The 22,554-nt window shown below is 71.2% G+C and carries 17 protein-coding genes; 5 read left to right on the plus strand and 12 right to left on the minus strand.

Annotated elements, in window-relative coordinates; genetic code table 11:
- Positions 1 to 29 precede the first annotated feature (29 nt).
- Positions 30 to 389: a hypothetical protein gene (locus OV207_RS33825; protein ID WP_267559233.1), complete on the plus strand. Its 360-nt coding sequence runs from the start codon at positions 30 to 32 to the stop codon at positions 387 to 389.
- 23 nt (positions 390 to 412) lie between these two features.
- Here the strand turns inward: OV207_RS33825 and OV207_RS33830 are convergent, their stop codons facing one another.
- The 6 genes from OV207_RS33830 to OV207_RS33860 form a co-directional block, all read right to left on the minus strand.
- Positions 413 to 3,961: a protein kinase domain-containing protein gene (locus tag OV207_RS33830; RefSeq protein WP_420715282.1), complete on the minus strand. Its 3,549-nt coding sequence runs from the start codon at positions 3,959 to 3,961 to the stop codon at positions 413 to 415.
- A gap of 200 nt (positions 3,962 to 4,161) precedes the next feature.
- The gene (locus tag OV207_RS33835) at positions 4,162 to 7,206 is read right to left on the minus strand and encodes a DUF4215 domain-containing protein (RefSeq protein ID WP_420715285.1); all 3,045 of its coding nucleotides are present in this window, start codon (positions 7,204 to 7,206) and stop codon (positions 4,162 to 4,164) included.
- A gap of 18 nt (positions 7,207 to 7,224) precedes the next feature.
- On the minus strand, positions 7,225 to 9,000 hold the full coding sequence (locus OV207_RS37695) for an OmpA family protein (protein WP_324291587.1): 1,776 nt from the start codon (positions 8,998 to 9,000) through the stop codon (positions 7,225 to 7,227).
- Between the two features lie 241 nt (positions 9,001 to 9,241).
- Entirely contained in the window at positions 9,242 to 9,658 is a 417-nt protein-coding gene (gene rnk, locus OV207_RS33850; protein WP_267559237.1) for a nucleoside diphosphate kinase regulator, read from the minus strand.
- A 367-nt stretch (positions 9,659 to 10,025) separates the two neighbouring features.
- Positions 10,026 to 10,607 carry an imm11 family protein gene (locus OV207_RS33855; RefSeq protein ID WP_267559238.1) on the minus strand — a complete coding sequence of 194 codons (582 nt, stop codon included), beginning with the start codon at positions 10,605 to 10,607 and terminating at the stop codon, positions 10,026 to 10,028.
- A 105-nt stretch (positions 10,608 to 10,712) separates the two neighbouring features.
- Positions 10,713 to 11,570, minus strand: coding sequence for an AHH domain-containing protein (locus tag OV207_RS33860; protein ID WP_267559239.1), 858 nt, complete (start codon positions 11,568 to 11,570; stop codon positions 10,713 to 10,715).
- 515 nt (positions 11,571 to 12,085) lie between these two features.
- Here OV207_RS33860 and OV207_RS33865 point away from each other — a divergent pair.
- On the plus strand, positions 12,086 to 13,207 hold the full coding sequence (locus OV207_RS33865) for an OpgC family protein (RefSeq protein WP_267559241.1): 1,122 nt from the start codon (positions 12,086 to 12,088) through the stop codon (positions 13,205 to 13,207).
- 21 nt (positions 13,208 to 13,228) lie between these two features.
- Here OV207_RS33865 and OV207_RS33870 read toward each other — a convergent pair whose 3' ends face one another.
- The 4 genes from OV207_RS33870 to OV207_RS33885 form a co-directional block, all read right to left on the minus strand.
- Positions 13,229 to 14,305 (minus strand): NAD(P)H-dependent flavin oxidoreductase, encoded by a 1,077-nt coding sequence (locus tag OV207_RS33870; RefSeq protein WP_267559242.1) that lies wholly within the window; start codon positions 14,303 to 14,305, stop codon positions 13,229 to 13,231.
- Between the two features lie 115 nt (positions 14,306 to 14,420).
- The gene (locus OV207_RS33875; protein ID WP_267559243.1) at positions 14,421 to 15,362 is read right to left on the minus strand and encodes a serine hydrolase; all 942 of its coding nucleotides are present in this window, start codon (positions 15,360 to 15,362) and stop codon (positions 14,421 to 14,423) included.
- 131 nt (positions 15,363 to 15,493) lie between these two features.
- On the minus strand, positions 15,494 to 16,696 hold the full coding sequence (locus OV207_RS33880; protein ID WP_267559244.1) for a DUF819 domain-containing protein: 1,203 nt from the start codon (positions 16,694 to 16,696) through the stop codon (positions 15,494 to 15,496).
- Positions 16,693 to 17,721: a dipeptide epimerase gene (locus tag OV207_RS33885; protein ID WP_267559245.1), complete on the minus strand. Its 1,029-nt coding sequence runs from the start codon at positions 17,719 to 17,721 to the stop codon at positions 16,693 to 16,695. The genes OV207_RS33880 and OV207_RS33885 overlap by 4 nt, the downstream gene beginning before the upstream one ends.
- Before the next feature lie 98 nt (positions 17,722 to 17,819).
- Between OV207_RS33885 and OV207_RS33890 the strand changes: the two genes are divergently transcribed.
- Together OV207_RS33890 and OV207_RS33895 are read left to right on the plus strand one after the other, a co-directional pair.
- Complete coding sequence (locus OV207_RS33890) at positions 17,820 to 19,214, plus strand: M20/M25/M40 family metallo-hydrolase (RefSeq protein ID WP_267559246.1); 1,395 nt, start codon at positions 17,820 to 17,822, stop codon at positions 19,212 to 19,214.
- 111 nt (positions 19,215 to 19,325) lie between these two features.
- Positions 19,326 to 20,222 carry an aspartyl/asparaginyl beta-hydroxylase domain-containing protein gene (locus tag OV207_RS33895; protein WP_267559247.1) on the plus strand — a complete coding sequence of 299 codons (897 nt, stop codon included), beginning with the start codon at positions 19,326 to 19,328 and terminating at the stop codon, positions 20,220 to 20,222.
- Positions 20,223 to 20,239: 17 nt separating this feature from the next.
- Here OV207_RS33895 and OV207_RS33900 read toward each other — a convergent pair whose 3' ends face one another.
- On the minus strand, positions 20,240 to 20,989 hold the full coding sequence (locus OV207_RS33900; protein ID WP_267559248.1) for a class I SAM-dependent methyltransferase: 750 nt from the start codon (positions 20,987 to 20,989) through the stop codon (positions 20,240 to 20,242).
- On the minus strand, positions 20,986 to 21,147 hold the full coding sequence (locus tag OV207_RS33905; protein ID WP_267559249.1) for a hypothetical protein: 162 nt from the start codon (positions 21,145 to 21,147) through the stop codon (positions 20,986 to 20,988). Before OV207_RS33905 ends, OV207_RS33900 begins: the two co-directional genes overlap by 4 nt.
- A 335-nt stretch (positions 21,148 to 21,482) precedes the next feature.
- On the opposite strand from OV207_RS33905, the gene OV207_RS33910 reads away from it, so the two are divergent.
- The gene (locus OV207_RS33910; RefSeq protein ID WP_193346655.1) at positions 21,483 to 22,514 is read left to right on the plus strand and encodes a linear amide C-N hydrolase; all 1,032 of its coding nucleotides are present in this window, start codon (positions 21,483 to 21,485) and stop codon (positions 22,512 to 22,514) included.
- Positions 22,515 to 22,554: the final 40 nt, after the last annotated feature.

A 22,554-nucleotide genomic window follows, 5' to 3' on the forward strand; every position in this document is an offset into this window, starting at 1 on the left:
GTACGGGCACTGCATTGCCGTGAGGACCTATGGCCAACATCACAATTGATATCTCCACGACCCCCGTCACCTACCTGCCTGGACCGGAGGTGAAACATGGCGACACGGTGACGTTCACGCTGGGCACCGCCACCAACATCGTCAGCGCCAAGGTGACTTTTCCCCACGGCACCTGCCTCACCACGTCCGGCCCGTTCCTCCTGGGGAGCACCACCATGGCGACGTCGCCGCTGACAGTCTCCGCCACGGCGCCGAAGGGCCCCTACGCCTTCGAGGTCAACATCCCCGACCCCGACCTCGATGAAGCGAAGGACCGGATGGTCGGACCGCTGGAGACGGACCGGAAGAACGGCGGCATCGACGTGACGAGCGACCCGCCGGAACTGTAACGGGAAGCAGCTCGAGGGCCCCCTCAGGGCCCACGGGCCCCGGCCGCGTGCTCCCGAACCTGAGCGCGCGGTCCCGCGTGGAGCCGCAGCAGCTCCTCCCGCACCGCGCGAGCCCGTACCCACCGGGGGCGGGCCGTCACCACCGCGTCGGCCAGCTCCAGCCCGCGCTTCAGTCCGGCCGCCGCGTCCTGGCCCTCGCGCAGTCGCCACCCGGCCCACGCGCCGTGGAAGTCCGCCGCCGCCAGCCGGTACTCCAGCCTCGGGTCCCGCTTCAGGGCTTCCTCGTAGGCCTGCGCCGCGCTTGTGAAGTCGCCGTCCGCGCCGTGGCCGCGCGCCTTCCAGCGGGCCCGGACGCCTCCTGCTTCCGCCAGGTAGCGCCACGCATTGCCCAGGCTCGGGTTGAGCTCACGGGCGCGGTTCAGCGCCGCTTCGGCCCGCGTCAGCTCCGGCGCTGGATCCTCCTGCCGGGACAGCGCCCACGTCGCCTGGTGCACCCACGCCTTGCCCAGGTTCGCCAGGACGTCCGCGTCGTCCGGCAGCCGCTCCAACGCCTTCGCGTAGTGCTCCACCGCGGCGCGCAGCGCGGCCGTGGGGTCCTGTCCCTTCGCGAGCTGGCCCTCCGCGCGGAATACCTCCCACTCGCCCAGGTTGTTGAAGGCGAAGCCCTGCGTGGGCGCCAGGGTCCGCGCCTGCTCGAAGGACGCGCGCGCCTTCGCGAGCAGGGCCTCCGGGTCGCCCCCCTCCTCCGCGAGCAGCTCCCCCTGCCAGAACAGCGCGGAGCCCAGCGCGTTGTGGAGCGCCGGCTGCTTCGCGTTGAGGTCCAGGCCCTGGCGGTACAGCGCGAGCGCCCGCTCCAGGTCCACGCTCACGTCCTCGCCCTTGAGGTAGTGGAAGCGCGCCAGCTGTTCGGCCACCTCCGCCCCGTTGAAGCACGCGCTGAAGTTGTCCGGGTTCAGCGACAGGGCGCGGAGAAGCGCGCTGTTCGCCTTGCGCAGGTCCCCCGCCGCGTCGGGCGCGTTCGGCGCGTTGGCGCGCTTGCGGTAGCCGACCCCCAGGTTGATCCACGTGTACGGCTCCTGCTCGCTCAGCTGGAGGGCCGTGAGGTACGCGTCGATGGCCTTCGCCTGGAACGGGAGCGGGTCGCCTCCGCGCGCGGCCTCCGCGTCCGCCTGCCCCTGCCACGTCAGGCCCAGGTTGGCGTGGAAGGCGTAGTCCCGGTCCTCGGGGCGCAGGCGCTCGAAGGCCGCGGTCGCCCGCTGGAGCTGTTCGCGCGGATCCTGCCCGTGCAGTTGCTGGTAGCGCGCCCACTGCCGGTGGGTGAGGGCCTGCTCCAGCGGGATGCGGGCGCTCGGCGGCGCGACGGCCTCCGCGGTGCGCAGCGCTGTCAGGGACTGCTCCAGCAGGGCCTCCACGCCCTCCCCTCCCTGGTTCGTGCGCTGCTCCGCGAGCCGGCGGTGGAAGCGCGCCACCAGCACCAGCGCCCGCGCATGGTCCGGCGCGGCGGCGAGCGCGCGCGACAGCGCCTTCAGGCCGCGCTCGTAGTGCGGCAGCACGTTGCCCTCGCCGTACAGCTCCATCACCATGGCGGCCAGCTCCAGCCGCCCCAGCACCGCGTGCACCCCGGGCTGGCTCTCCGCGGTGGCGACGGCGGCGGCGTACGCCTCGCGGCTCAAGGCCAGGTCCGCCTGGGAGCCCGCGCGGTCCCCGCCGTTCCAGCGCTGCATGGCGCGCGCGAGCAGGATGTCGCCGCGCAAGAGGGGCGCTTCGTAGAACCACGGCACCTGCATGCCGGGCGTGTCCAGCAGGGACAGGGCCTCGTCCGGGCGGTCCTCGTAGAAGGCGAACAGGGCCTTCACGAACGCGGGCGGCGCGGGGACGTCCGGCCCTTCGGCCTGCCGCAGGTACGCGAGCGCGGGGTCGCGGTAGCGCCGGTGCAGCTCCTTGCGGCGGGCCTCGCGCTGTTCGGGCGCGCGGCGCTCCACGTCCAGCAGCAGCTGATCCCTGTAGAGGTGACCCAGCACCTGCGCCAGCGCCCACGCCACCCGGGGCTCGCGGAAGCCCTTCGCCCACGCGGCCTCCAGCCTCTCGCGGGCCCCGTCCAGGTCATCCAGGGCGAACAGCGCGCGGCCCAGGGCGTACTGCCCGGAGCCATCCGCCCGCGCCCCCGCGCGCCGCACGTCCGCCTCCAGCGCGGCCATGCTCGCGCGCAGCGCCTGCCGGTCCTCGCGCGTGTCATGCAGGCGCGACAGGGCGGAGTAGCGCACCGCGGACTCGATGCGCTCCACGCGCTCGGTGAAGGCGCGGGCCAGCCGCTCGCGCTCGGCCACCTCGCCGCGCGCGAGCGCCGCCTGCCCCAGCGCCCCCGCCACCACCACCACCACGCCGGAGCCCAGCATCAGCGCCGCGCGGTGCTTGCGGACCTTCTTGCGCAGCCAGTAGCGCGCACCCTGCCGGGCCCGCACAGGCTCCCCGGCCAGGAAGCGCTGGAGGTCGTCGATGAGCGAGCGCACGGAGTCGTAGCGGAGGGGCCGCTCCTTCTCCAGGCACTTGAGGACGATGGCCTCCAGGTCCTCCGGGATGTTCACGTCCAGGGAGCGCGGCGCGAGCGGCGCCTCCCGCTGGAGCCGCGTGAGCACCTCCGCTTCGGTATTGCCGGTGAAGGGCGGCTGTCCGGTGAGCAGCGCGTACAGCGTGCCGCCCAGGGCGTAGACGTCCGCGCGGCGGTCCAGGCGGTGGCCTTCTCCGCGGGCCTGCTCGGGCGGCATGTAGTGCGGCGTGCCCAGCACGGCGTTGGCGGGGTGGCCCTCCTCGCGCCAGTCGCGCGCCAGGCCGAAGTCCATCACGAAGGGGTTGAAGCCCCCGTCCTCCGTGCGCTCCACCAGGATGTTGCCGGGCTTCAGGTCGCGGTGGACCAGCCCCGCGCGGTGCGCCGCGTGCACGCCCTCGGCGGCCTGGGCCAGCACCAGCACCCGCTGCTCCAGCGTGAGGGTGTTGGACAGGTGCCCCAGCGACGGGCCCTCCACGTAGCGCATGGCGATGAAGGCCTGCCCCCGCACCTCGCCCACCTCGTAGACCTCGCACACGCGCTCGTGGCGCACGCGGGCCTGGGCGCGGGCCTCGGACAGGAAGCGGCGGGCCAGCTCCGGGTCCCCGTCGCGCACGAACTTGAGGGCCACGTTGCGGCGCAGGAGCGGGTCGTAGGCCAGGAACACCTGCCCCATGCCGCCCTGCCCCAGGAAGCGCACCGGCTCATACCGGTCCCAGCCGGGCACCGGGAACGCGGGCGCCCCGTCCGCGTCCACCGCCTGGGGAGGGGCGGTCGACAGCGTGGGGGCCTCCTGGATGGGAGCGCCACCCCGGTCCGTGCGCTCGCGGGCCAGGTCCTTGCGCAAGAGGTCCAGGGTGTTCTCCGTCAGCCGGCCCCGTTCCTTCAGCAGCTCCAGGGGCCCGCGGTGCAGGCGGAGGGCGTCCTCGCGCAGGGCCGCCGCCTCCTCGGAGGACAGCAACCCTTCGTCCAGCGCGAGGAGGACCTCTTCCTCGTACAACTCCTGATGGCGGCCTGCCCCGTGCACGGACGGAGCATACGGGGAAGGCCAGACGATGCGGGAGCGCCGCCGGAAGGGCGCCAGTAGGAGGGGCGAGGGGGCGCCCCCAGGGGGATGCTGCCGGCCCCTTCCGGCGGCCTCCGCGAAACGCCGCTCCGGAGGCTCTGGAGAAGCTCTGGCGAAGCTCCGGAGCAGCTCCGGAACTTCTCAGGGACGCGCCCGGGACCTCAGGCGGCCGGGCGGCGCTGCCTGCGGCGCAGGCCGGGCAGTCCCATCAGGCCCAGGAGGGCGAGCCAGGAGGCGTCGGGCGCGGCGCTGCACCCGCCGCCCGCGAAGGCGCGCGTGTTCGTGACGGTCCAGGTGTGCTCCGCGGGCGAGGCGTCCACGTTGCCCGCGTCGTCCACCGCGCGCACCCGCAGGGTGTGCTCCCCGGGGGGCACGGTGTACCGGGACTGGCACGGGACGAAGGGGCCCCCGTCCAGGCTGCACTCGAACGTCACCCCCTCCTCCTGGGGTCCGAACTCGAAGTCCGCCGTCCGGGAGGAGCCGCTCGCGGGGGGCGCCTTCACGATGACGGTGTCGGGAGCCTGGGTGTCCACGACGAAGGGCACGGTGTTGGACACGGTGCTGGTGCCCCCCGTGGGCGTCTCGGCTGTGGCCGTCACTTCATGCGGGCCGTCCAACAGCGTGGTGGAGGGCATGCAGCTCCAGTTCCCGGAGGCATTGACGGTGGCGGTGCAGAACACCGTGCCGCCTTCGCGCACCGTCACCTGGCTGCCGGGCTGACCGGTGCCGGTGATGGCGGGGGTGGGGGTGTCCACGGTGGTGCCGGGCGCGGGGCCGGTGATGACGGGGGCCGCGGGCGCGGGCTCATGGCCCACTTCCACGGTGCACGTGGCCGAGCAGCCGTCGTTCGCGGTGGTGTTGCCGTCGTCGCACGCCTCCGCCGCGTCCTTGATGCCGTTGCCGCACACGTTGGCGGCGGCGCACACATGGGACACGGGGTTGCAGACCGCGTCACAGACACTGGAGGCCGGGCACGCCTGGCCAATCTCCAGCAGGCAGCGCGGCGAGCAGGTGTCGCCCGCCGTGAGGTTGCCGTCGTCACACACCTCGGCGCCCGCGCGGACACCGTCGCCGCACGTGGTGCCACAGAGGCTGGGAGCGCCGGTGCACGAGTAGCCGGGCTCCACGGCGCAGACGGTGCTGCAGCCGTTACCCGACGCCACGTCGCGGTCGTCGCACTGCTCGCCAGCGTTGATGACGCCATCGCCGCAGGTGTTGAAGCACGCGTTGCCGGGCGCGGGGCAGCTCCAGCCCGCCTCCACCTGGCAGGACGCGTTGCAGCCGTCGCCCGGCGTGCTGTTGCCGTCGTCGCACACCTCGGCGCCCGCCGTCACGCCATCACCGCAGAGGGTGGCGCACACGCTCGGGGTCCCCGAGCAGCTCCAGCCCGGCTCGACGCGGCAGCCATTGGAGCAGCCATCGCCGGACTGCGTCTCGGCATCGTCACACACCTCGCCCGTCTCCAGCGCACCGTTGCCACAGGTGAAGGCGCACACGGAGGGGCCGGCCGCCGGCATGGTGCAGGCGTAGCCCCGCTCCACGCGGCACTCGGTGGAGCAGCCGTCGGACGACGTCAGGTTGCCGTCGTCACACTGCTCGCCCGGGTTCATGGTGCCGTTGCCGCACGTCTGGGCGCAGGGCTGGCCCGGCGTGGCGCAGGCGTAGCCCAGCTCCAGGGTGCAGGCGTTGGAGCAGCCGTCGCCCAGGCTCGTGTTGCCGTCGTCGCACAGCTCGCCGGGGTTCAGCAGGCCGTTGCCGCACAGCGGGGCGCAGGAGGAAGGCGCTCCGAAGCAGGTGTAGCCCGTCTCGATGCGGCACGCCGCGGAGCAGCCGTCCGAACCGAACGTGTTGCCGTCGTCGCACTGCTCACCAGCGTTGAGGGTGCCATCACCGCAGGACGCCACGCAGGCGCTGCCCGGGGTGGGACAGGCGTAGCCCGCTTCGACGCGGCAGCTCGCGTTGCAGCCGTCGTTCGCGGTGGTGTTGCCGTCGTCGCACTGCTCCCCGGTGTTGAGGGCGCCATTGCCGCACGTCTGGGCACAGGAGCTGGGCGCCCCCGTGCAGCCGTAGCCGGGCTCGATGCCGCAGCTCGCGCTGCAACCGTCGCCGTTGGTGGCGTTGCCGTCGTCGCACTCCTCGCGCAGGGAGATGGCGCCGTCGCCGCAGCGGTCGTCATACGCATCCACGAACAGGTAGCGGAAGGCGTTCGGGGGCGAGACCGCGTTCTCGTTGCACAGCTCGATGCGGTTGACGCCCGCGCGCCAGGGCGCGGAGGTGCCGAACTCGCGGAAGATGTTCTTCTGCCACGGCTGGCCGGAGGGCTCGCTGACGGTGACGGGGGACACATTCGCGCCGTTCACCTTCGCGCTGTCGAACTGGTTGTCGTTGAAGGTGGCCAGTCGCACCCGGAACTGGGCGACGTTCGTCGTCGAGGGGACCAGGAAGTCCTGGTAGACGCACGTCTGCCCGCCCAGGGGCGCCATGAAGCGCGCGGTCTGCATCTCCAGGGGCCAGTCGTTGGCGTTGCGCACGCCGGTGTCCGCGCCCGTGGCGGTGCCCGCGTAGAACCAGTGCGGATCCGCCACGATGCCTTCCAGGCGGCGGTTCTGGTTGTCCACGCCGGTGTTGAAGATGGCGACACCCGCGCCCACGCAGCGGCTGGGGCTGCCGGCGCAGGCGAAGCCGGGCTCCACCTCGCACTGCCGGCTGCACCCGTCACCCTCGAAGCGGTTGCCGTCGTCGCAGACCTCCTGCGCGAAGGACGGGTACGCCCGGTTGTCGAAGACGCCGTTGCCGCACAGGGACAAATCACACGAGGACGAACAGCCGGTGCCGTTGTCCACGGTGTCGCCGTCGTCGCACAGCTCGCCCGTGTTGGTGACGTTGTTGCCGCACAGGCTCGCGAGCGAACAGGCGTTGCCCGGCACGTTGCACAGGTAGCCGGCCTCCACGGTGCCGGAGGCCGAACAGCCGTCCCCGCTCGTGGTGTTGCCGTCGTCACACTGCTCGCCGGGCTGGAGCCGGCCGTCGCCCACGAGCGCCGAGGACTGCTGGCGTGAGAGCACGGGTTCAGGGGTGGATGGCCGCGGGTCACTCGACTCGCAGCCGATGAGGAGGAACAGGGCACTGAGGGCCGCGGCGGTGAAGCCCGCGCGCGCGACCGTGCGTGACGCCTGTCCCTTGAAGAGGGACTCCATGACGTTCATGTGCATGAAAGGTCTGCCTTACTTCTGAAGGGGTTCCGGGGAGGGGGAGGAGGAGGCCGGCGTCGTCCGCACGCCCTCCGCCTCTCCGACGATCTTGAACTCGACGCGGCGGTTCTTCGCGCGGCCGTCCGCCTTGGCGTTGTCCGCGATGGGCTGGTTGGGACCGAAGCCCTGGGCTTCCAGCCGCCCGCGCTCCACGCCCTTGGCCACGAGGTAGTCCACCACCGCTTCGGCGCGCCGCTGGGACAGGTCCAGGTTGTAGTCGGCCTTGCCCGTGTTGTCGGTGTGGCCTTCCACGCGGATCTTCGCGATCTCCGGGTGGGAGACGAGGATGGCGGCGACCTTGTCGAGCACCGGGTTGCTGCGCTTCTGGATGACGGCCTGGTTGTTCTCGAAGAAGACGGACTCCATGATGCGGATGCGGCCTGAGTCGATGCGGGCGAGCGGCACTTCCTTGCAGCCGCCGTTGGCCTCGGTGCCGGGCTCGTCCGGGCAGTTGTCCAGCCGGTCCACGACCTTGTCACCGTCGCGGTCGGGCTCCACGTCCGGGCAGCCGTCCTGGTCCTTGTAGCCGTTGACCGTCTCCGGCTCGCGCGGGCAGGCGTCCTTGGAGTCGACGATGCCGTCCCCGTCGGAGTCGGGGTCGTCCGGGCAGCCGTCCTCGTCCTGGAAGCCGTTCTTGTTCTCCGCCTGGGCGGGGCACTTGTCGGCCAGGTTCAGGATGCCGTCCTTGTCATCGTCGCCGTCCGGGCAGCCCTGGAGTTCGGCGAGGCCCGGGGTGGTGGGGCAGCGGTCGTCAGCGTTCTTCACGCCATCGCCATCCGCGTCCAGGTCGGGACACTCGGAGGCCACGTGGGGCTGGCCCGCGATACAGACGGGGCCGGCGGGCGCGGGAGGCGCGCCGAAGGAGACGCCCGCGAGCAGGCGGAAGCGCGGCGTGCCCGGCGTCTGGCCAAAGCCCGGACCGCCCATGAAGTACACCTCCGTGCCGTCCGCGGTGGGGACGCGCAGGCCCAGGAGGACCTCCAGCGAGCTGGGCGAGTCCTGCACGGGCAGCGTGCCGCGCACGAGCACCTCCTCGCGCAGGCCGAAGAGGCCCGCGGACACGTTGACGCCGCCGTTCAGCTCCACGCCCATCTCGTCGCGCACGGGGCTGGACTGGGGGGACAGGGCATACGTCTTGGTGCGCACCAGCGCGCCCACGTCCGCGCCCACGCGGAAGGTGTTGGCCAGCCGCTTGCCCAATCCCAGACGCGGGGAGAAGGTGAAGCCCTCGTCGCGCGTCAGGGCCGCCTTGCTGCCCAGGGGCAGCGCCGCGCCCAGGTGCAGGCCGAGGTCGATGGGGCCGCCCCGGTCCTCGGAGAGGAAGCCGGCGCGGGCCTGGAGCCAGGGGGTGCCGAGCGCGAAGGTGGTCGGGCGGCTCACGCCCACCGAACCCGTCTCCGGGCCCCACTGGGACACGATGGGCAGCTGGGCGCCCACTTCGAGCCAGTTCGTGAGGGCGTAGGCGCCGCTCACGTGCGCCGTCACGCGGTTGGAGATGATGACGCTCTGCTCCTCGTCATTCTCCAGGAGGACGAGCGGACGGTTCTCGTAGTGCGCGGTGAGTCCCACGCGGAACTGCCCGGCGGGGAGCAGGTCACCGGTGGACAACACGAGGCTGTCGCGTGCGCCGGGGTTGAGTTGCAGGCGCTCCAGTTCGATGCCCGGAATGGTGCTGCTCTGGGCCTGGGCGCTGAAAGCGCAGAGGACGGCCAGCCCTCCGACCCCAAGGTGATGCCTTCGTGCGAACAAAGCGTTCCTCCACATCCACTCACGGACGTAGGGACGCCCGCGACCCTTCGCATTGCGAGGGGCGCGATGGCGGATGCACGCCTGAGGCCATCGCTGTCAAGAAGACAACGGTAAGAGTTGCGCGGGGATGGCGGGAGGGCTGGGCGGAGGTGCGTCGGGCTGACGCGTCAGCGGCGGGGTGCGGACACGCGGAACACGGCGGCTGACGCGTCAGGAGCGCGCCGTGTTCCGGCAGGGTGCGTCACAGGTCGAAGTGGCCGGCGGCTTCGGGCTGGTAGGGGACGGCGACGATGCGCAGGCGGCGGGTGCGGCCGTTGGGCAGGGGCCACTCCACGGTCTGGCCCACGGACAGGCCCAGCAGCGCGCTGCCCACGGGGGCGAGGATGGAGATGCGGCCCGCGTCGCTGTTGGCGTCCTTGGGATAGACGAGGGTGACCTCGCGCTTGCCGCCGCCCTCTTCGTCCTCGAAGACGACGGTGCTGTTCATGGTGACGACGTTCGCGGGGATGGAGGTGGAGGAGGTGACGACGGCGCGGGCCAGCTCGGACTCCAACTGCTCCACGATCTCGGCGTTGCGCACGTTGCCGTACTGTTCGACGACGCGCTCCAGGCGCTGGAGGTCGGTGTCGGTGACGATGAGGGGGTGGTCGTGGGTCATGGCGGGGCTCCTGGTGGGGGTGAAGGAATGACGGCGCCACGCATTCCCGGGAAAAGGGAGCGCATGGGGGAGCCGTCGGGTGAAAGAGTGGAGAGGACGCCGACCGTCGCGAGCTACACGGGACGGAGGGCGTGGGAGACAAGCCAGGCGGTGGCTCGGCCATGCGCGGGCAGCGTCCGGCGCACGGAAATCCGGCGCGGAGCACTCTGCTGGCAGGCTGTGAGCGAAACCGTCATCTGGACAGGGACCCGGGGCTGCGAACGCAACAGTGGAACCCTGAATCTAACCGTGTCGGCCCTGATTGCAACCCGACCCCCAGAAGAGACCGACCGGGCGGGCAAGCGCCGTATGTCAAGGAGGCGATGGTTCAACGCAGCGGGGACACGTCCTTGAACCTCACGCCGGTGGCCCCCAGGTGCTCCAGAGCGAGCTTGATGTCCTCGGAGACGATGAGGGACACCTCCCAATGCAGGGGCCGGAACACCTTGGGACTTCCGATGCGGAGGGCATCCAGATGCATGCCCCACACGGAGAGGTAGGTACCGACTTTCTCTGGGAGCCCGTTCTTGGGCATCCAGTAGCGCACCTCTTCCGAAGCTTCGTCGTCGATGCAGTTCACGCGGTGGACGGCATTCAGGATGAGGAAGTCGTCGGGCTGCCCTTCGATGTCCACGGGGAAGAACTGCACGTCATCCGGGGCCAGCTGCTTGAAGATGGAGGCCACCCGGACGTGGACGACGGGAATGCTGAAGGGCGCGTGGGAGTAGTCGAGCACGGTGCCCGGAATCTTGACGGGGATGCGAACACGCTCGGGCCAGAAAGCCGGCTTGCCCATTCGGAACTGCCAGGGGTTGTGGAGCTTGAGCCCCTGCGCATCGCGCGGGTGCCCAAGTTCCCAGCGTCCTTCCAGGTACACATCGTCAGAAAGGTCGAAGTACCGCTGCGACATGGGTCGAACTCCTGGATTCACTCCGTGCGGGTCACCAGCTTGTTGAGGATGCTTCCCTCGCTGACGAGTTCATCCGCCAGGGTTCGCAACATCCGCGTCAGCGACTCACGGCATTGCAAGATGGTTTGGCAGTTCAAGGGCGCCATGAACCCGCTCATGGTACGCGCGAGGATGGGGTCCCTTGTGGCCAGGGACATGAACCTGGTTCGCGGGATCATTCAGCGACATGTCCGCTCGTTCGAAGATTTCTTCGTAGCGCGGCGTCCAGGGTCCTCCATTCGCGGTGGAGGTGCTGAACTTGTCGGACGCGATGTGGTGCTTCGGCCCCACCGCGTCCACCACCGGCCCACGAACCGTCATCGCCACCGCGCCCGGAGCCAGCGCGATGGAAATGGCTCCCGACGTCGACACCGCGACCGACTCCACCTGCGCGACCGCCCCCAACCGGAAGCCACCCTGGGCCGCGCCCACCACTGACGCCTGCGCCGAACCAGGCAGCGTGGGAATCTTCACGGCCATCGTCTCCGCGGTGCTGCCCAGCGCCGCCGTGGCCAGCATCACGAAGGCCCGTGCAGCGTTCACCCCCATCACCTCGCCGTAGCGTTCCCCCGCCTCCCGAAGCGCCTCGAAGGTCGAGGCCTCCCGAGCCGCATCCGCGAGCACCAACCATCCCCGGATGAGGCTCACCACGGTGTCGATTCCGGCATACGCGATGAGCACCGCGGTCAGGGTCGCCGCGATGCCCTTGGACACCGCCGGCTCCGGAATCAGCCACAGCCCCAGGTACAGGGTCGCTGTCGTCGTGATGGTGGCGATCACCGCCTCCCGGCTGACCATGCCCCGCAGTGCTTCGTCCGTTTCGTCCCACACCGAATCCAGCGCGATGGAGAAGGCCAGCGTGCGCCGGCCGACGTCGTCCAGCGTGGGGCCGTCCTGCAAGAGGTGGAGGCAGTCTACGGACAAGGCCTTGCGCTGACACCACCGTCCGTAAGCCGTAGCGAGTCCTTCATCCGGAGCCGCCTGGAGCCGCAGCTGCCGCCTCTCCGGCTCCTTCATGGAGACAAGACCCAGGCGCCTTTGAACATGGGAGTACGCACGCGGAGGCATGGAGGCAGCCAACAACCGGGAGGCTGTTTCCCTCGGTGGCGCGGAAACGGATGCGTCGCGCGCCAGCGCTCTCACCGCCGCCACGAACGCCTCTTCCTCCAGCTTCGCGGGACGGACCTCCATGTCGGGTGCATGGGTGATAGGCGCCCCCTGCCCCGTCTCCAGCCTCACGCTCCGTGACGTCGTGCATCCCGCCCCACCGAGCAGCGCCAAGAGGACAACGGCAACCTGCGTCAGGCGTACCGGGACAATGGATCCACGAGGGCGGAGAGGTTTACCCGGCAGGCGAGGATATGGCATGGGTGAAGGGCTCCCTTGCGAGGCACGGCCTTCCGAATCCTAGCGACCTCTCGACTGCTCCTGACGCCGCCATGCAACGACGCCCTGAACTCGACAGCCTGCGCGGAGTGCTTCTCGTCCTGATGACGCTGACGCACCTGCCCACCCGGCTGAACGTCATCAGCAACCAGCCGTTCGGCTTCGTCTCCGCCGCCGAGGGCTTCGTCTTCCTCTCCGCGTTCCTCGTCGGCGTGGTGCACGCGAAGAAGCTGAGCACGTCCAGCCCCGTCGCCATGGTGAAGAGCCTCTGGAGCCGCGCCCTCAAGGTGTACGGCTACCACGTCGCCCTGCTCTGCTTCGCGTTCACCATCATCGCCGCGCTCGGCGTCGCCGCGCGCCGTCCCGCCATCCACAACCTGCTCGGGTTCTTCCACCAGGATCCGCTCACCGCCCTGTGGAGCAGCCTCTTCCTCCTCTACTGCCCCCCGCTGCTGGACATCCTTCCGCTCTACGTCGTGCTCCTCCTGCTCACGCCCGCGGTGATGCTCGGCGCGCGCAAGGAGGGCTGGTCCCGCGTGCTGGGCTTGAGCGCCCTCATCTGGGTCTGGGCCCAGGTGGGCCTCAAGCGCGCCCTGTATGATCTGCTCGTCGCCATCCCCGTGCTGCCCTGGCCGCCGCTGAGCATCGACCTGTCGGGCGCGTTCGACCTGTTCGCGTGGCAGTTCCTCTGGGTGCTCGGCGTGTGGCTGGGTGTCAGCCGCGCCACCGCGCCGGAGCAACGCGAGCCCGTCTCCCGGAGGCTCCTCACCGGGGCGCTCGTCGTCAGCGTCGGGTTCCTGCTCGTGCGCCACCAGGTCGGCATCTTCAACGTCGAACTGGGCGCCGCTTCGGTGCTGTTCGACAAGTGGTCACTGGCACCGTTGCGCCTCGTGAACTTCCTCGCCGTGGCCCTGCTCGCGAGCTGGCTCGCGCCCCGCGTGTTCCGCTGGCTGCGCCCCCGCGTCCTGGAAGCGCTGGGACAGGCCTCGCTGCCCGTGTTCGCCGTCCACGTCGTGCTGTGTCTGCTCAGCCTGTCGCTGCTCGACGAGAACGAAGACCCGCTGGATTACTGGGACGAGCTCGCCGTGCTCGTGGCGACCTTCTGCTCCATGTACTTCGTGGCGTTGCGCCAGCGCCTCGCGGGCCGGGGCGTGGGCCCACCCTCCACGTCATAGCCGCCACCGCGGTGCTTCACGTCACCCGCGAACAGCCCCCAGCGCGGCCTCCGTCTCCGCCATCAAGGTTCGCACCAGCTCCGCCGCCGGCCCCTCGCGCGACAACCCCACGCCCTGCCCCGCCCACAGCGTCATGAAGCGCGTGTCGCCGCGCTGCGCGGCCGCACCCCTCAACGCTCGCGTGGCGCCGTGATGCTGGGGATATGGCAGGTATGCTCCCACCTCCTCCAACGTGGTGATGAGCTCGTTCGGAATCGCCCGTGCGGGCCTCCCGGTGAGCGCGCGGGTGATGCGCGACGATTCATCCCTGGCCTCGCGCAACACCTCGCGGTGCGCCGGCACCGTGCCGGACTCCTGGCAGCGAAGGAACGCCGTGCCCAGTTGCACGCCCGCCGCGCCCAGCATCCGCGCCGCCGCGATGCCACGTCCATCCATGATGCCGCCGCTGGCGATGACCGGCAGCCGCACCGCGTCCACCACCTGCGGCACCAGCGCCAGCGTTCCCACCAGCCCCGCTTCGAACGAGCCTCCGAAGGAGCCACGGTGTCCACCGGCCTCCGACCCCTGCGCGACGATCGCATCCACGCCCGCGGCCTCCAGCGCCAGCGCTTCGCGCACGTTCGTCGCCGTGCCCACGATGAGGATGCCGCGCGCCCGCATCGCCTCCAGCACCGACGCGTCCGGAATGCCGAACGTGAAGCTGAACACGGTGGGCGCTGCTTCGAGCACCACCTCCACCTGCGCCTGGAAGTCCGGCAGCGGAGCCTCCGCCACCTCCGGCGCGGGCAGGCCCAGCTCCGCGTGGAAGCGCGCCAGCAAGCCCAGCACGGGGCCGGGGTCGCCCGCCGCCACCGGAGCACGGGGCGCGAACAGGTTGATGCCATACGGGCCCGACGTCCGGGAGCGCACCGACTTCGCCTGCTGGCGGATGGCCTCCGGCGACGCATCGGCCGTCCCCAGGGAGCCCATTCCTCCCGCCTCCGTCACCGCGACGGCCAGGTCCGGGGGCGAAAGCCCACCCGCCATCGGTGCCTGGATGAGGGGATGCCTCACACCGAGTCGCTCCGCGAACCTGCGCCAGGCCAGGGGGTCCATCATGGGCGTCACCTCGCGCGCTGACTGGATGCGCGCAGGGCAGCATTAACGCTCCCAGCCTCCTGGTCGCCCACCTCCCCGCGCGACGTCGAGTAGCGCACGCCCGGGGCATCCATTATCAGCAGTCGTAGTCCGGAGGCGGGGCCCCCGCGTCCAGCACCAAGGGCGCCGGGCCGCCTGCCTTCGCCAACGCCTCACCGCAATCCAGCGCCGCGTCCTTCGCCAGGTGCCGGTACAGGACACACGAGGCACGCTCCACGACGAAGGCCTGCTTCGGCCAGTCCGGCCCGCGCGAGGCGAGGATGGCCACCGCGTACCGTCCACCGCCCGGCAGCGTCACCAATCCGATTTCATTGAGCACGTTGTAGCGCGCGTCATCCGAACAGCACCCCGGCGGCAGCCACCCACCCTTGTGCTGGAGCGACGCGCGGGCACGCGCAGGCAGCCGCGTGCCCAGCCAACCACCGCACCCCTCCCGGGGCGTCAATTCCATCCACTTGAGCAACTGGGCGGTGGGCCCTGGCTTCAACAGCGCCTTCTTGTCCAGCCGCGCCAGGAAGGACACCGCGTCGTCCGCGCAGAAGTAGTTGTCGTTCTGCATCGCCTTCGGGGAGTTCGTCGCCCAGCGCTGTCCTCCGTAGTTCCACTTCGTCAGCGCGGTGTTCTTCATCCCCAGGCCCTGGAGATAGACATTGATGGCATCCGCCCCGCCCACCAGGTCGATGATGGCTCCGGACGCCTCGTTGTCGGAGGTGCGGAACACCTTCTCCGCGAGCGGCGCCACCTTCTTCAAGTCCCGCTGCTTCAGCGCGGCGGCCACCCAGAACACCTTCGCGGAGCTGGCGGAGATGTGCGGCCTCGTTCCGGAGAAGCTCGCGGACTCGCCCGTGCGCAGGTCCGTCACCGCCAGCGCCAGGTCCGTCCCGGGCGACAGCCGCGCCGCCTCACGGGCCAGCGAATCCACCACCGACTGCAACGACTCCCGGGGAACGCCCGCGTCAGGAGGCGCCGCCGAAGCGGTCATCGCCAGCAGCCACGCGCCCAGCAGCACCGTCCGCATCCGCGACTCCTTGTTGCATCGGACCCGCCAGCAGCGCCGCCACGGGTCCACCGTATGAACCCAGCATGCATCCGGCCTGGACGCCGACGCCAGCAGCGGCGCTGGCACGCGTCCGCCGCACGCCGCCCTGCTCAGTGAATGAACCGGTGCACCTGCTCCAGCAGCAGCGCCGTCACCAGCCCGCAGTACGTCCCCAGCACGTAGCCCAGCACCGCGAGCAGCACGCCCACCGGCGCCAGCGCGGGGTGGAAGGCCGCCGCCACCACGGACGCGGAGGCCGTGCCTCCCACGTTCGCCTGCGAGCCCACCGCCGCGAAGAACACCGGCGCCTTGAGCCACCGCCGCGCGCCCATCGTCACCGCCGCGTGGATGGCCATCCACACCGCCCCCACCGCCACCAGCGCGGGCGCGTCCCACAGCCGGCGGAACTCCGCCTGCGCGCCAATCGTCGCCACCAGCAGGTACAGGAACAGCGACCCCATGCGGCTCGCCCCCGCGCCCTCCAGCCTCCGCACCGGCGTGAACGACAGCACCACGCCCACGGTCGTCACCAGCAACACCACCCACGTGAAGCCCGTCACCACGTTGCCCAGGTCCGGCAGCACCTTCGCCACCGCCGTGCACACCACCGTCACCCCGAATGCCACCGCCAGCATCGACAGCAGGTCCGACAGGCTCGCGGGCCTCGCGGACGCCGCCTGGAGCCGGGCCGACTCCTCCCTCACCCGGTCCAGCGCCGCGCGGTCCGCGCCGATGCGCGCGTCCATCGCCTTCTCGCGCCCGGCGAAGGACAGCAGCACCGCCGTCCACACGTTGGACACGCCCACGTCCACCACCACCATCATGCTCAGCGTGCTGTCCAGCGCGCCCACGCTCTGGCCAATGGCCACGAAGTTCGCGCTGCCTCCAATCCACGAACCACTCAGCGCCGCGAGCCCCTTCCACGCCTGGTCCCCCAGCTCCGCCGGCACCAGCCACCCCAGCGCCAGGTACGCGATGGGGCCGCCCACCATGATGCCCAGCGTGCCCGCCAGGAACACGCCCACCGCGTTGCGGCCCAGCCGTGCGATGGCCGGCAGGTCCACCGACAGCACCAGCAACACCAGGCTCGCCGGCAGCAGGTACACGCGCGTGAAGCGATACAGCTCCGACTGCGTGGGGATGACGCCCAGGTTCGACAGCAGCGTGGGCACGAAGTACGCGAACACCAGCAGCGGCACGACGTTGAAGAACCGCTCCCCCACGGGGTGGCGCTGCAACACATACAACCCCGCCAGCACCGCCAGCAGCACGGCGAGCACCGCCATCGGATCCTGGATGAGCGGCGCCGTCACGGGGCCGCCCGGGGCTCCACGCCCAGGCCCGGGCCATCCCCCAACTGGATGCGCCCGCCCACCACCGGATGCGCCCGGTACGGGTCCTCCGCGAGCAGCAGGTTGCCGTCCAGGTCCACCCAGTCCACCAGCGGCGCCAGGTGCGCGCCCGCCGCGATGCCCAGCCCCGTCTCCACCATGCAGCCCAGCATCACCTTCAGGCCGCACGCGCGCGCCGTCTCGATGATGCGCAGCGCTTCACGGATGCCGCCGCTCTTCTGCAGCTTCACGTTGATGCCGTGGAAGCCCGCCGCCAGCGACGGCACGTCCGACGCCTTCGTCAGCGACTCGTCCGCCACCAGCGGCAGCGGCGAGCGCGCCTTCAGCCACTTCGCGCCCTCCACGTCCCCAGCGGGCAGGGGCTGCTCCACCAGCTCCACGCCCTGCGTGGAGAGCCACTGGATGTGCGCCAGCGCCTCCTCCGGCTTCCAGCCCTCGTTCGCGTCCACGCGGATCGTCTGGGACGTCAGCGCGCGCACCGTGCCGAACACCTCCCGGTCCTTCCCGGAGCCCAGCTTCACCTTGAGCACCGGGAAGTCCGCCGCCTCGCGCACCTTCACCGCCAGCACCTCCGGCACGTCGATGCCAATGGACATGGACGTCACCGGCTGGCGCGTGGGGTCCACCCCCAGCAGCCGGTACAGCGGCACGCCCATCACCTTGCCCGCCAGGTCGTGCAGCGCCAGGTCCACCGCCGCCTTCGCCGCGGGGTTGTCCGGCAGCGCCGCGTCCAGCGCCTCCGACACGTCACGGAAGCAGCGCAGGTCGCGACCCTCCAGCACCGGGGCCAGCTTCTGGAGCGCCGCCTCCACCGACTCCCAGGACTCGCCGTAGCGCACGTTCGGCGCGGCCTCGCCGTAGCCCACGAGTCCTCCCGAGCGCACCTCCACGAACACGTTGCGCTTCACCGTGCTCGTGCCCCGGGCAATGGTCCAGGCATGGCGCAGCGGCAATTCCACGGTGCGAAAGCTCAGGGGCGACGACATGGGCGGAGCATCCTCCAGGGCCCCTCCCTTAACACGGCACTCCCGGCAAACGCCGCATCCGTTGCCTTCCGGGGGTGAAGGCGCGAGCCTCCCACGCCATGCGCTCCCTGCCCCTCCTCGCCGTCCTGCTCGCGCTGGGTTCCAGCCATGCCGCACCGCCCCGTCCCCCACAGAAGGACGCGCTGCGGACCCTGCTCGCGGAGCTCATCGCCGCGGACACGTCCAACCCGCCCGGCAACGAGACGGCCGCGGCCCGGGTGGCGGCGCGGTGGCTGAGCGAGGCGGGCATCGACTCGGAGCTCATCGAGCCCTCGCCCGGACGCGGGAACCTCCTGGTGCGCCTGAAGGGCACAGGCAAGGGGAAGCCCATCCTCGTGCTCGCGCACCTGGACACGGTGCCCGCCGTGCGCTCCGAGTGGGCCACCGACCCGTGGAAGCTCACGGAGAAGGACGGCCTGCTCTACGGCCGGGGCGTGCAGGACAACAAGGGCATGGCGGCGGCGAGCATCCTCGCGCTGCGCCGGTTGAAGCAGGACGGGGGCCAGCGCTCGCGCGACATCCTCCTGTACCTGGGCGCGGATGAAGAGGTGGGCTCCGGGCAGGGCCTGGACTGGATGATGGCGCACCGCTCGGAATTGAAGGAGGCGGAGTTCGCGCTCAACGAAGGCGGCCTCACGGAGCTGTCCCCGGACCGCAAGCAGGTGCGCTTCGTGGCGCTCCAGGCCGCCGAGCGCGTCTCGCGCAACGTGACGCTCAAGGCCACCGGCCCGGGAGGCCACTCGTCCGCGCCGCCCGTGGACGCGGGGCCGCTGGTGCGCGTGGCCTCGGCGGTGGCGCGCGTGGGCGCCCTCACCTTCCCCGCCCACCTGACGCCCGCCGCGCGGCTCCACATCCAGGGCCGGGCGCCGCTCACGCCGGGGGAGCTGGGGGACGCGCTGCGCCGCATCGCCGCCGCGCCGGATGCGCCGCCCGAGGACGCGGTGGCCACCGTGGCCAGGCTGGAGCCCGCGCTGGGCGCCGTGCTGCGCACCACCTGCGTGCCCACCGTCTTCCACGCCGGCACGCGCTCCAACGTCATCCCCGCCACCGCCGAGGCCACCGTCAACTGCCGCCTGCTGCCGGACGCGGACGCGAAGGCCGTGCGCGAGCGCATCGTCGCCGCCGTCAACGACAAGGACATCCAGGTGGAGATGGACGTGTCGGCGCCGGACTCGCCCATGTCGCCCGTGGGGGACAACGCGATGTTCCGCGCGGTGAAGGCCGCCGCCGCGAAGGTGTGGCCCAACGTCCCCGTCATCCCGCGCCAGTCCACCGGCACCACCGAGTCCGCCACGCTTCGCAGGGCCGGCATCCACGCCTACGGCATCGACCTCTTCGCCCTCACGCCCGACGACGCGCGCACCGCGCACGCCCCCAACGAGCGCGTGCCCGTGGCCGCGCTCCAGCCCGGCGCGGAGTTCGTCTACCTCACCCTCAAGCACCTGACGCGCTGACGGAGCCACGCGCGGCAGGCGGCGCCCGCGCTCTCGCTGTTCGTCCCTGAAGCCCCGTCACCTGGACGGTGCGCGCGCTGGCGCGCTATGGCTTCACCTCAAGGAGAGGCCATGTCCGAAGCATCGCCCCAGGAGCTCACCGCGCAGGTGCGCCAGAAGGTCGTGGAGGTCGCCCGGCAGGGTGGCTACTTCGACGCCATCCTGGGCGCGGGCCCGGAGCTGGCACGCCTCCAGGAATACCTGCGCATGCTGGCGGGACAGGTCCCCCTGCCGCCCTCCGCACCCGGACAGTCCCCCACCATCTTCCCTCCGCTCCCCGGCCTGGAGGAGCGCCCCTGGCGCGACCCGCCCCCACCCGTGGCGAAGGCGCTGGAGGGCTGCCTCGCGGCGGTGGAGCGCGACCTGGCCCGGCTGGAGGACGCGGAGCTGCTGCACTACGACTCCGGCATCGTCGGCACGGGCCGCTGGTCCGTGCACCCCGTGTACTTCGCGGGCGAGCGCCTGGACCGCCTCGTCTGGCCCCAGCTCGCCATGGAGGAGACCGCGGCGGCCGTGCACTCCCTGGACGGCGAGTGCACCGCGTTCCCGCTGGCGGACGTCCTCTTCTCCTCGCACGCGCCCGGCACGACGCTGACGCCGCATTGCAGCTGGGATGGCTTCCGGATGCGGCTGCACCTGGGGCTCAAGATTCCGGAGGGCTGCGGCATCCGCGTGGGCACCGAGTCACGGCAGTGGGAGCAGGGCCGCGTGCTCGCCTTCCATGACTCGTTCGAACACGAGACGTGGAACCGGGGCCAGGAGCGCCGCGTGGTGCTCATCGTGGACTGCTGGCACCCGGGCCTCACCCTGGCTGAACGTGACGCCCTGCTAGGACTGACGCGCAAGTTCGAGGTCCGCGCGCTGCTCTCCCAGTTGCGCATCCCCGAAGCCATGGCGGAGCCCCTGATGCTCCGCTTCGCCCAGGAAGAGCGGACGGACGCCCGGGTGCGCCGCTACTGGCGCGCCTGACGCCGCCCGCGAAGCCGTCACGGGGCCTTGCCGTCGGGGCGATACTCCTGGACCCAGACCTTCTCCGGTCCCCAGGTGAAGAGCATCCAGCGCGACGTCTGACCGACGAAGCCCTCCGCCTGGATGGGCCGCGTCACCGTGATGATGCGCGTCCCGGGCTTGCAGGTGCGCAGGTGCTCCACCAGCCGGGCCTTCGTCTCCGGGCTGAAGGCCACCCAGTTGGTGAAGACGTGGGTGACGTCCGTCAGGGGCTCGCGCGTCATGTCCCCCACGGTGAGGGTGATGCCCGCGGGCTTGAGCCACGGCGCCACGCGCGCCACGTGGTCCGCGATGAGCTCCACGCCATGCGACCGGGCCTTCAGCCACCGCGCGGCGATGAGCACCCGGCCCCGCCCCGCCCCCAGGTCCACCACCCGGCTGTCCGGGCCCACGCCCGCGCGCTTCAGGAAGAGCAGCGCCGTCAGCAAGGGCGTCTCCCCGTAGATGAGCTCGCGGAAGGACTGGCCGGTGGACTGGAGCGCGCGGACCATCTCGAAGGTGCGCCGCGCGCTGTACGGGGTGAGCAGCAGGCGCTGCCACCAGAGCCCCAGGTATGGACGCAGCAAACTGGGGCGCCACAAGAGGAGCAGCAGGTCGGTGGAGCGCACGATGACCGCGATGACCAGCCCCTGGAGCTGGATCGCGATCCACTGGAAGAACGGCAGCTCGAAGTCCACCAGCGAGTCGTCACGTCGCGGGCCGAGCGTGGGGGGCGTGGGGTCCGTCATCCTCGCGGCGACGTGTCCAGCCCGCTCACGCGAACCGGGGGCGGGAGGGCGAAGCGGGCGGCCTCGGTGTCCTGCCCACCTTCGACAGCGACGCCCTGGTCCTTCAGCACCGCGGCACGGGTGCGCCGCCAACGCAGGGACAGCCTCGACGCCTTCATGGACACCCTCTTCCGCCCCGGGGGCGGTGCACGCGACAGCACCGCCCGAATTCACCCCGAGCGGACCGGAGCCCGCAAGCGTCCTCTCAGAAAGAGGCCGGCGAGCAAGCCGTCAGGCCCCCACGGGGTGCTCCCGCGTCGCGTGGGGACGCGGCGGCCTTCCACGCGGACGCAGCCCGGAGCCTCACGCGCCAGGCCTTGCGCCAAGGCCCCGGAATCCATCGGGATTCATTGCTCCCCGGGCCTTGGTGCGTGACGTGCAGAAGGGGCCGGACACCGTGGAGCGCTCCCGTCTTCGAGGGAGCAGCGGCCCCCCCACGGACAGAGGAACGCCCATGTGCACTGACTTCCTGATCACCGGCACCGACTCCCGCCTCTCCACGAACTACGCCGTCAACGGCCGCAGCATGGAGTTCGGTGCCGACCTCAAATCGCAGCTCATGGTCCACGCCAAGGGCGAGTCCTTCCAGTCGAAGGCCCCGGGCCTCAAGCCCGGTCTGAAGTGGACGTCGACGTATGGGTTCATCGGCCTGACCGCCCTCAGCGACGCCATCATCGTGGATGGCATGAACACGGCGGGCCTCTCCGTGGGCGCGCTGTGGCTGCCGGGCTCCACGTACCCGGCCGTCACGCAGCCGTCGCAGGCCCTGGCGCTGGTGGACTTCGTCAACTGGGCGCTTGGCACCTGCGCGACCGTCGCGGACGTGAAGGCCGCGCTGACCAGCGGGAGCGTGCAGGTGTGGGAAGGCGACCTGCTCGCCACGCTGCTGCCCCTGCACTTCCCTGTTCACGACGCCGCGGGCAACTGCGTCGTCGTGGAGTTCACCGACGGGAAGCTCAACGTCTACGACAACCCCGTCGGCGTCTGCACCAACAACCCGCCCTTCCCCCAGCAGTTGGAGAACCTGGGCAACTACGCGAACCTGTCCCCCTGGGACGCGAAGCCCACGGAGCTGGGCCTCCAGTCGTTCTCCCCCGCCGGCCACGGCAGCGGCATGCGCGGCCTGCCGGGGGACTCGACGCCCCCCTCGCGGTTCGTGCGCGCGACCTACCTCAAGCAGTACGCGCAGCCCGTGTCGTCCTCCTCGGACGCCAGCACCCTGGCCTTCCACCTGCTGAACACCGTGGACATCCCGCTGGGCACCAGCCGCTCCACGGACAAGCAGGGCAAGGACGCCGTCGACTACACGCAGTGGGCCGTCGTGAAGGACCTCACCGCCCAGACCTTCTCCGTGCGCTTCTACGGCAACCCCTGCGTGTACTCCGTCAACCTGAACACGCTCGACTTCAGCGCGTCCGCCGGCAAGCCGTTCCCCGTCCCGACGACGCCCACCAGCATCGACCTCACCGCCAGCATGTCGAGCTGATTCGCGACCATCCAGGTGCCCGGGGGCCCACCGCCGCGAA

The sequence above is a fragment of the Corallococcus sp. BB11-1 genome, from assembly GCF_026626625.1.
Classification (GTDB): domain Bacteria; phylum Myxococcota; class Myxococcia; order Myxococcales; family Myxococcaceae; genus Corallococcus; species Corallococcus soli.

What these genes read in the sequence shown, in the direction of transcription:
- OV207_RS33905 (WP_267559249.1), bottom strand. Translation starts at nt 21,147, where the DNA reads ATGAAGGCGTCGAGGCTGTCCCTGCGTTGGCGGCGCACCCGTGCCGCG.
- OV207_RS33900 (WP_267559248.1), bottom strand. Translation starts at nt 20,989, where the DNA reads ATGACGGACCCCACGCCCCCCACGCTCGGCCCGCGACGTGACGACTCG.
- OV207_RS33855 (WP_267559238.1), bottom strand. Translation starts at nt 10,607, where the DNA reads ATGTCGCAGCGGTACTTCGACCTTTCTGACGATGTGTACCTGGAAGGA.
- OV207_RS33895 (WP_267559247.1), top strand. Translation starts at nt 19,326, where the DNA reads ATGTCCGAAGCATCGCCCCAGGAGCTCACCGCGCAGGTGCGCCAGAAG.
- OV207_RS33835 (WP_420715285.1), bottom strand. Translation starts at nt 7,206, where the DNA reads ATGAACGTCATGGAGTCCCTCTTCAAGGGACAGGCGTCACGCACGGTC.
- OV207_RS33885 (WP_267559245.1), bottom strand. Translation starts at nt 17,721, where the DNA reads ATGTCGTCGCCCCTGAGCTTTCGCACCGTGGAATTGCCGCTGCGCCAT.
- OV207_RS33910 (WP_193346655.1), top strand. Translation starts at nt 21,483, where the DNA reads ATGTGCACTGACTTCCTGATCACCGGCACCGACTCCCGCCTCTCCACG.
- rnk (WP_267559237.1), bottom strand. Translation starts at nt 9,658, where the DNA reads ATGACCCACGACCACCCCCTCATCGTCACCGACACCGACCTCCAGCGC.
- OV207_RS33865 (WP_267559241.1), top strand. Translation starts at nt 12,086, where the DNA reads ATGCAACGACGCCCTGAACTCGACAGCCTGCGCGGAGTGCTTCTCGTC.
- OV207_RS33890 (WP_267559246.1), top strand. Translation starts at nt 17,820, where the DNA reads ATGCGCTCCCTGCCCCTCCTCGCCGTCCTGCTCGCGCTGGGTTCCAGC.
- OV207_RS33825 (WP_267559233.1), top strand. Translation starts at nt 30, where the DNA reads ATGGCCAACATCACAATTGATATCTCCACGACCCCCGTCACCTACCTG.
- OV207_RS33875 (WP_267559243.1), bottom strand. Translation starts at nt 15,362, where the DNA reads ATGCGGACGGTGCTGCTGGGCGCGTGGCTGCTGGCGATGACCGCTTCG.
- OV207_RS33870 (WP_267559242.1), bottom strand. Translation starts at nt 14,305, where the DNA reads ATGATGGACCCCCTGGCCTGGCGCAGGTTCGCGGAGCGACTCGGTGTG.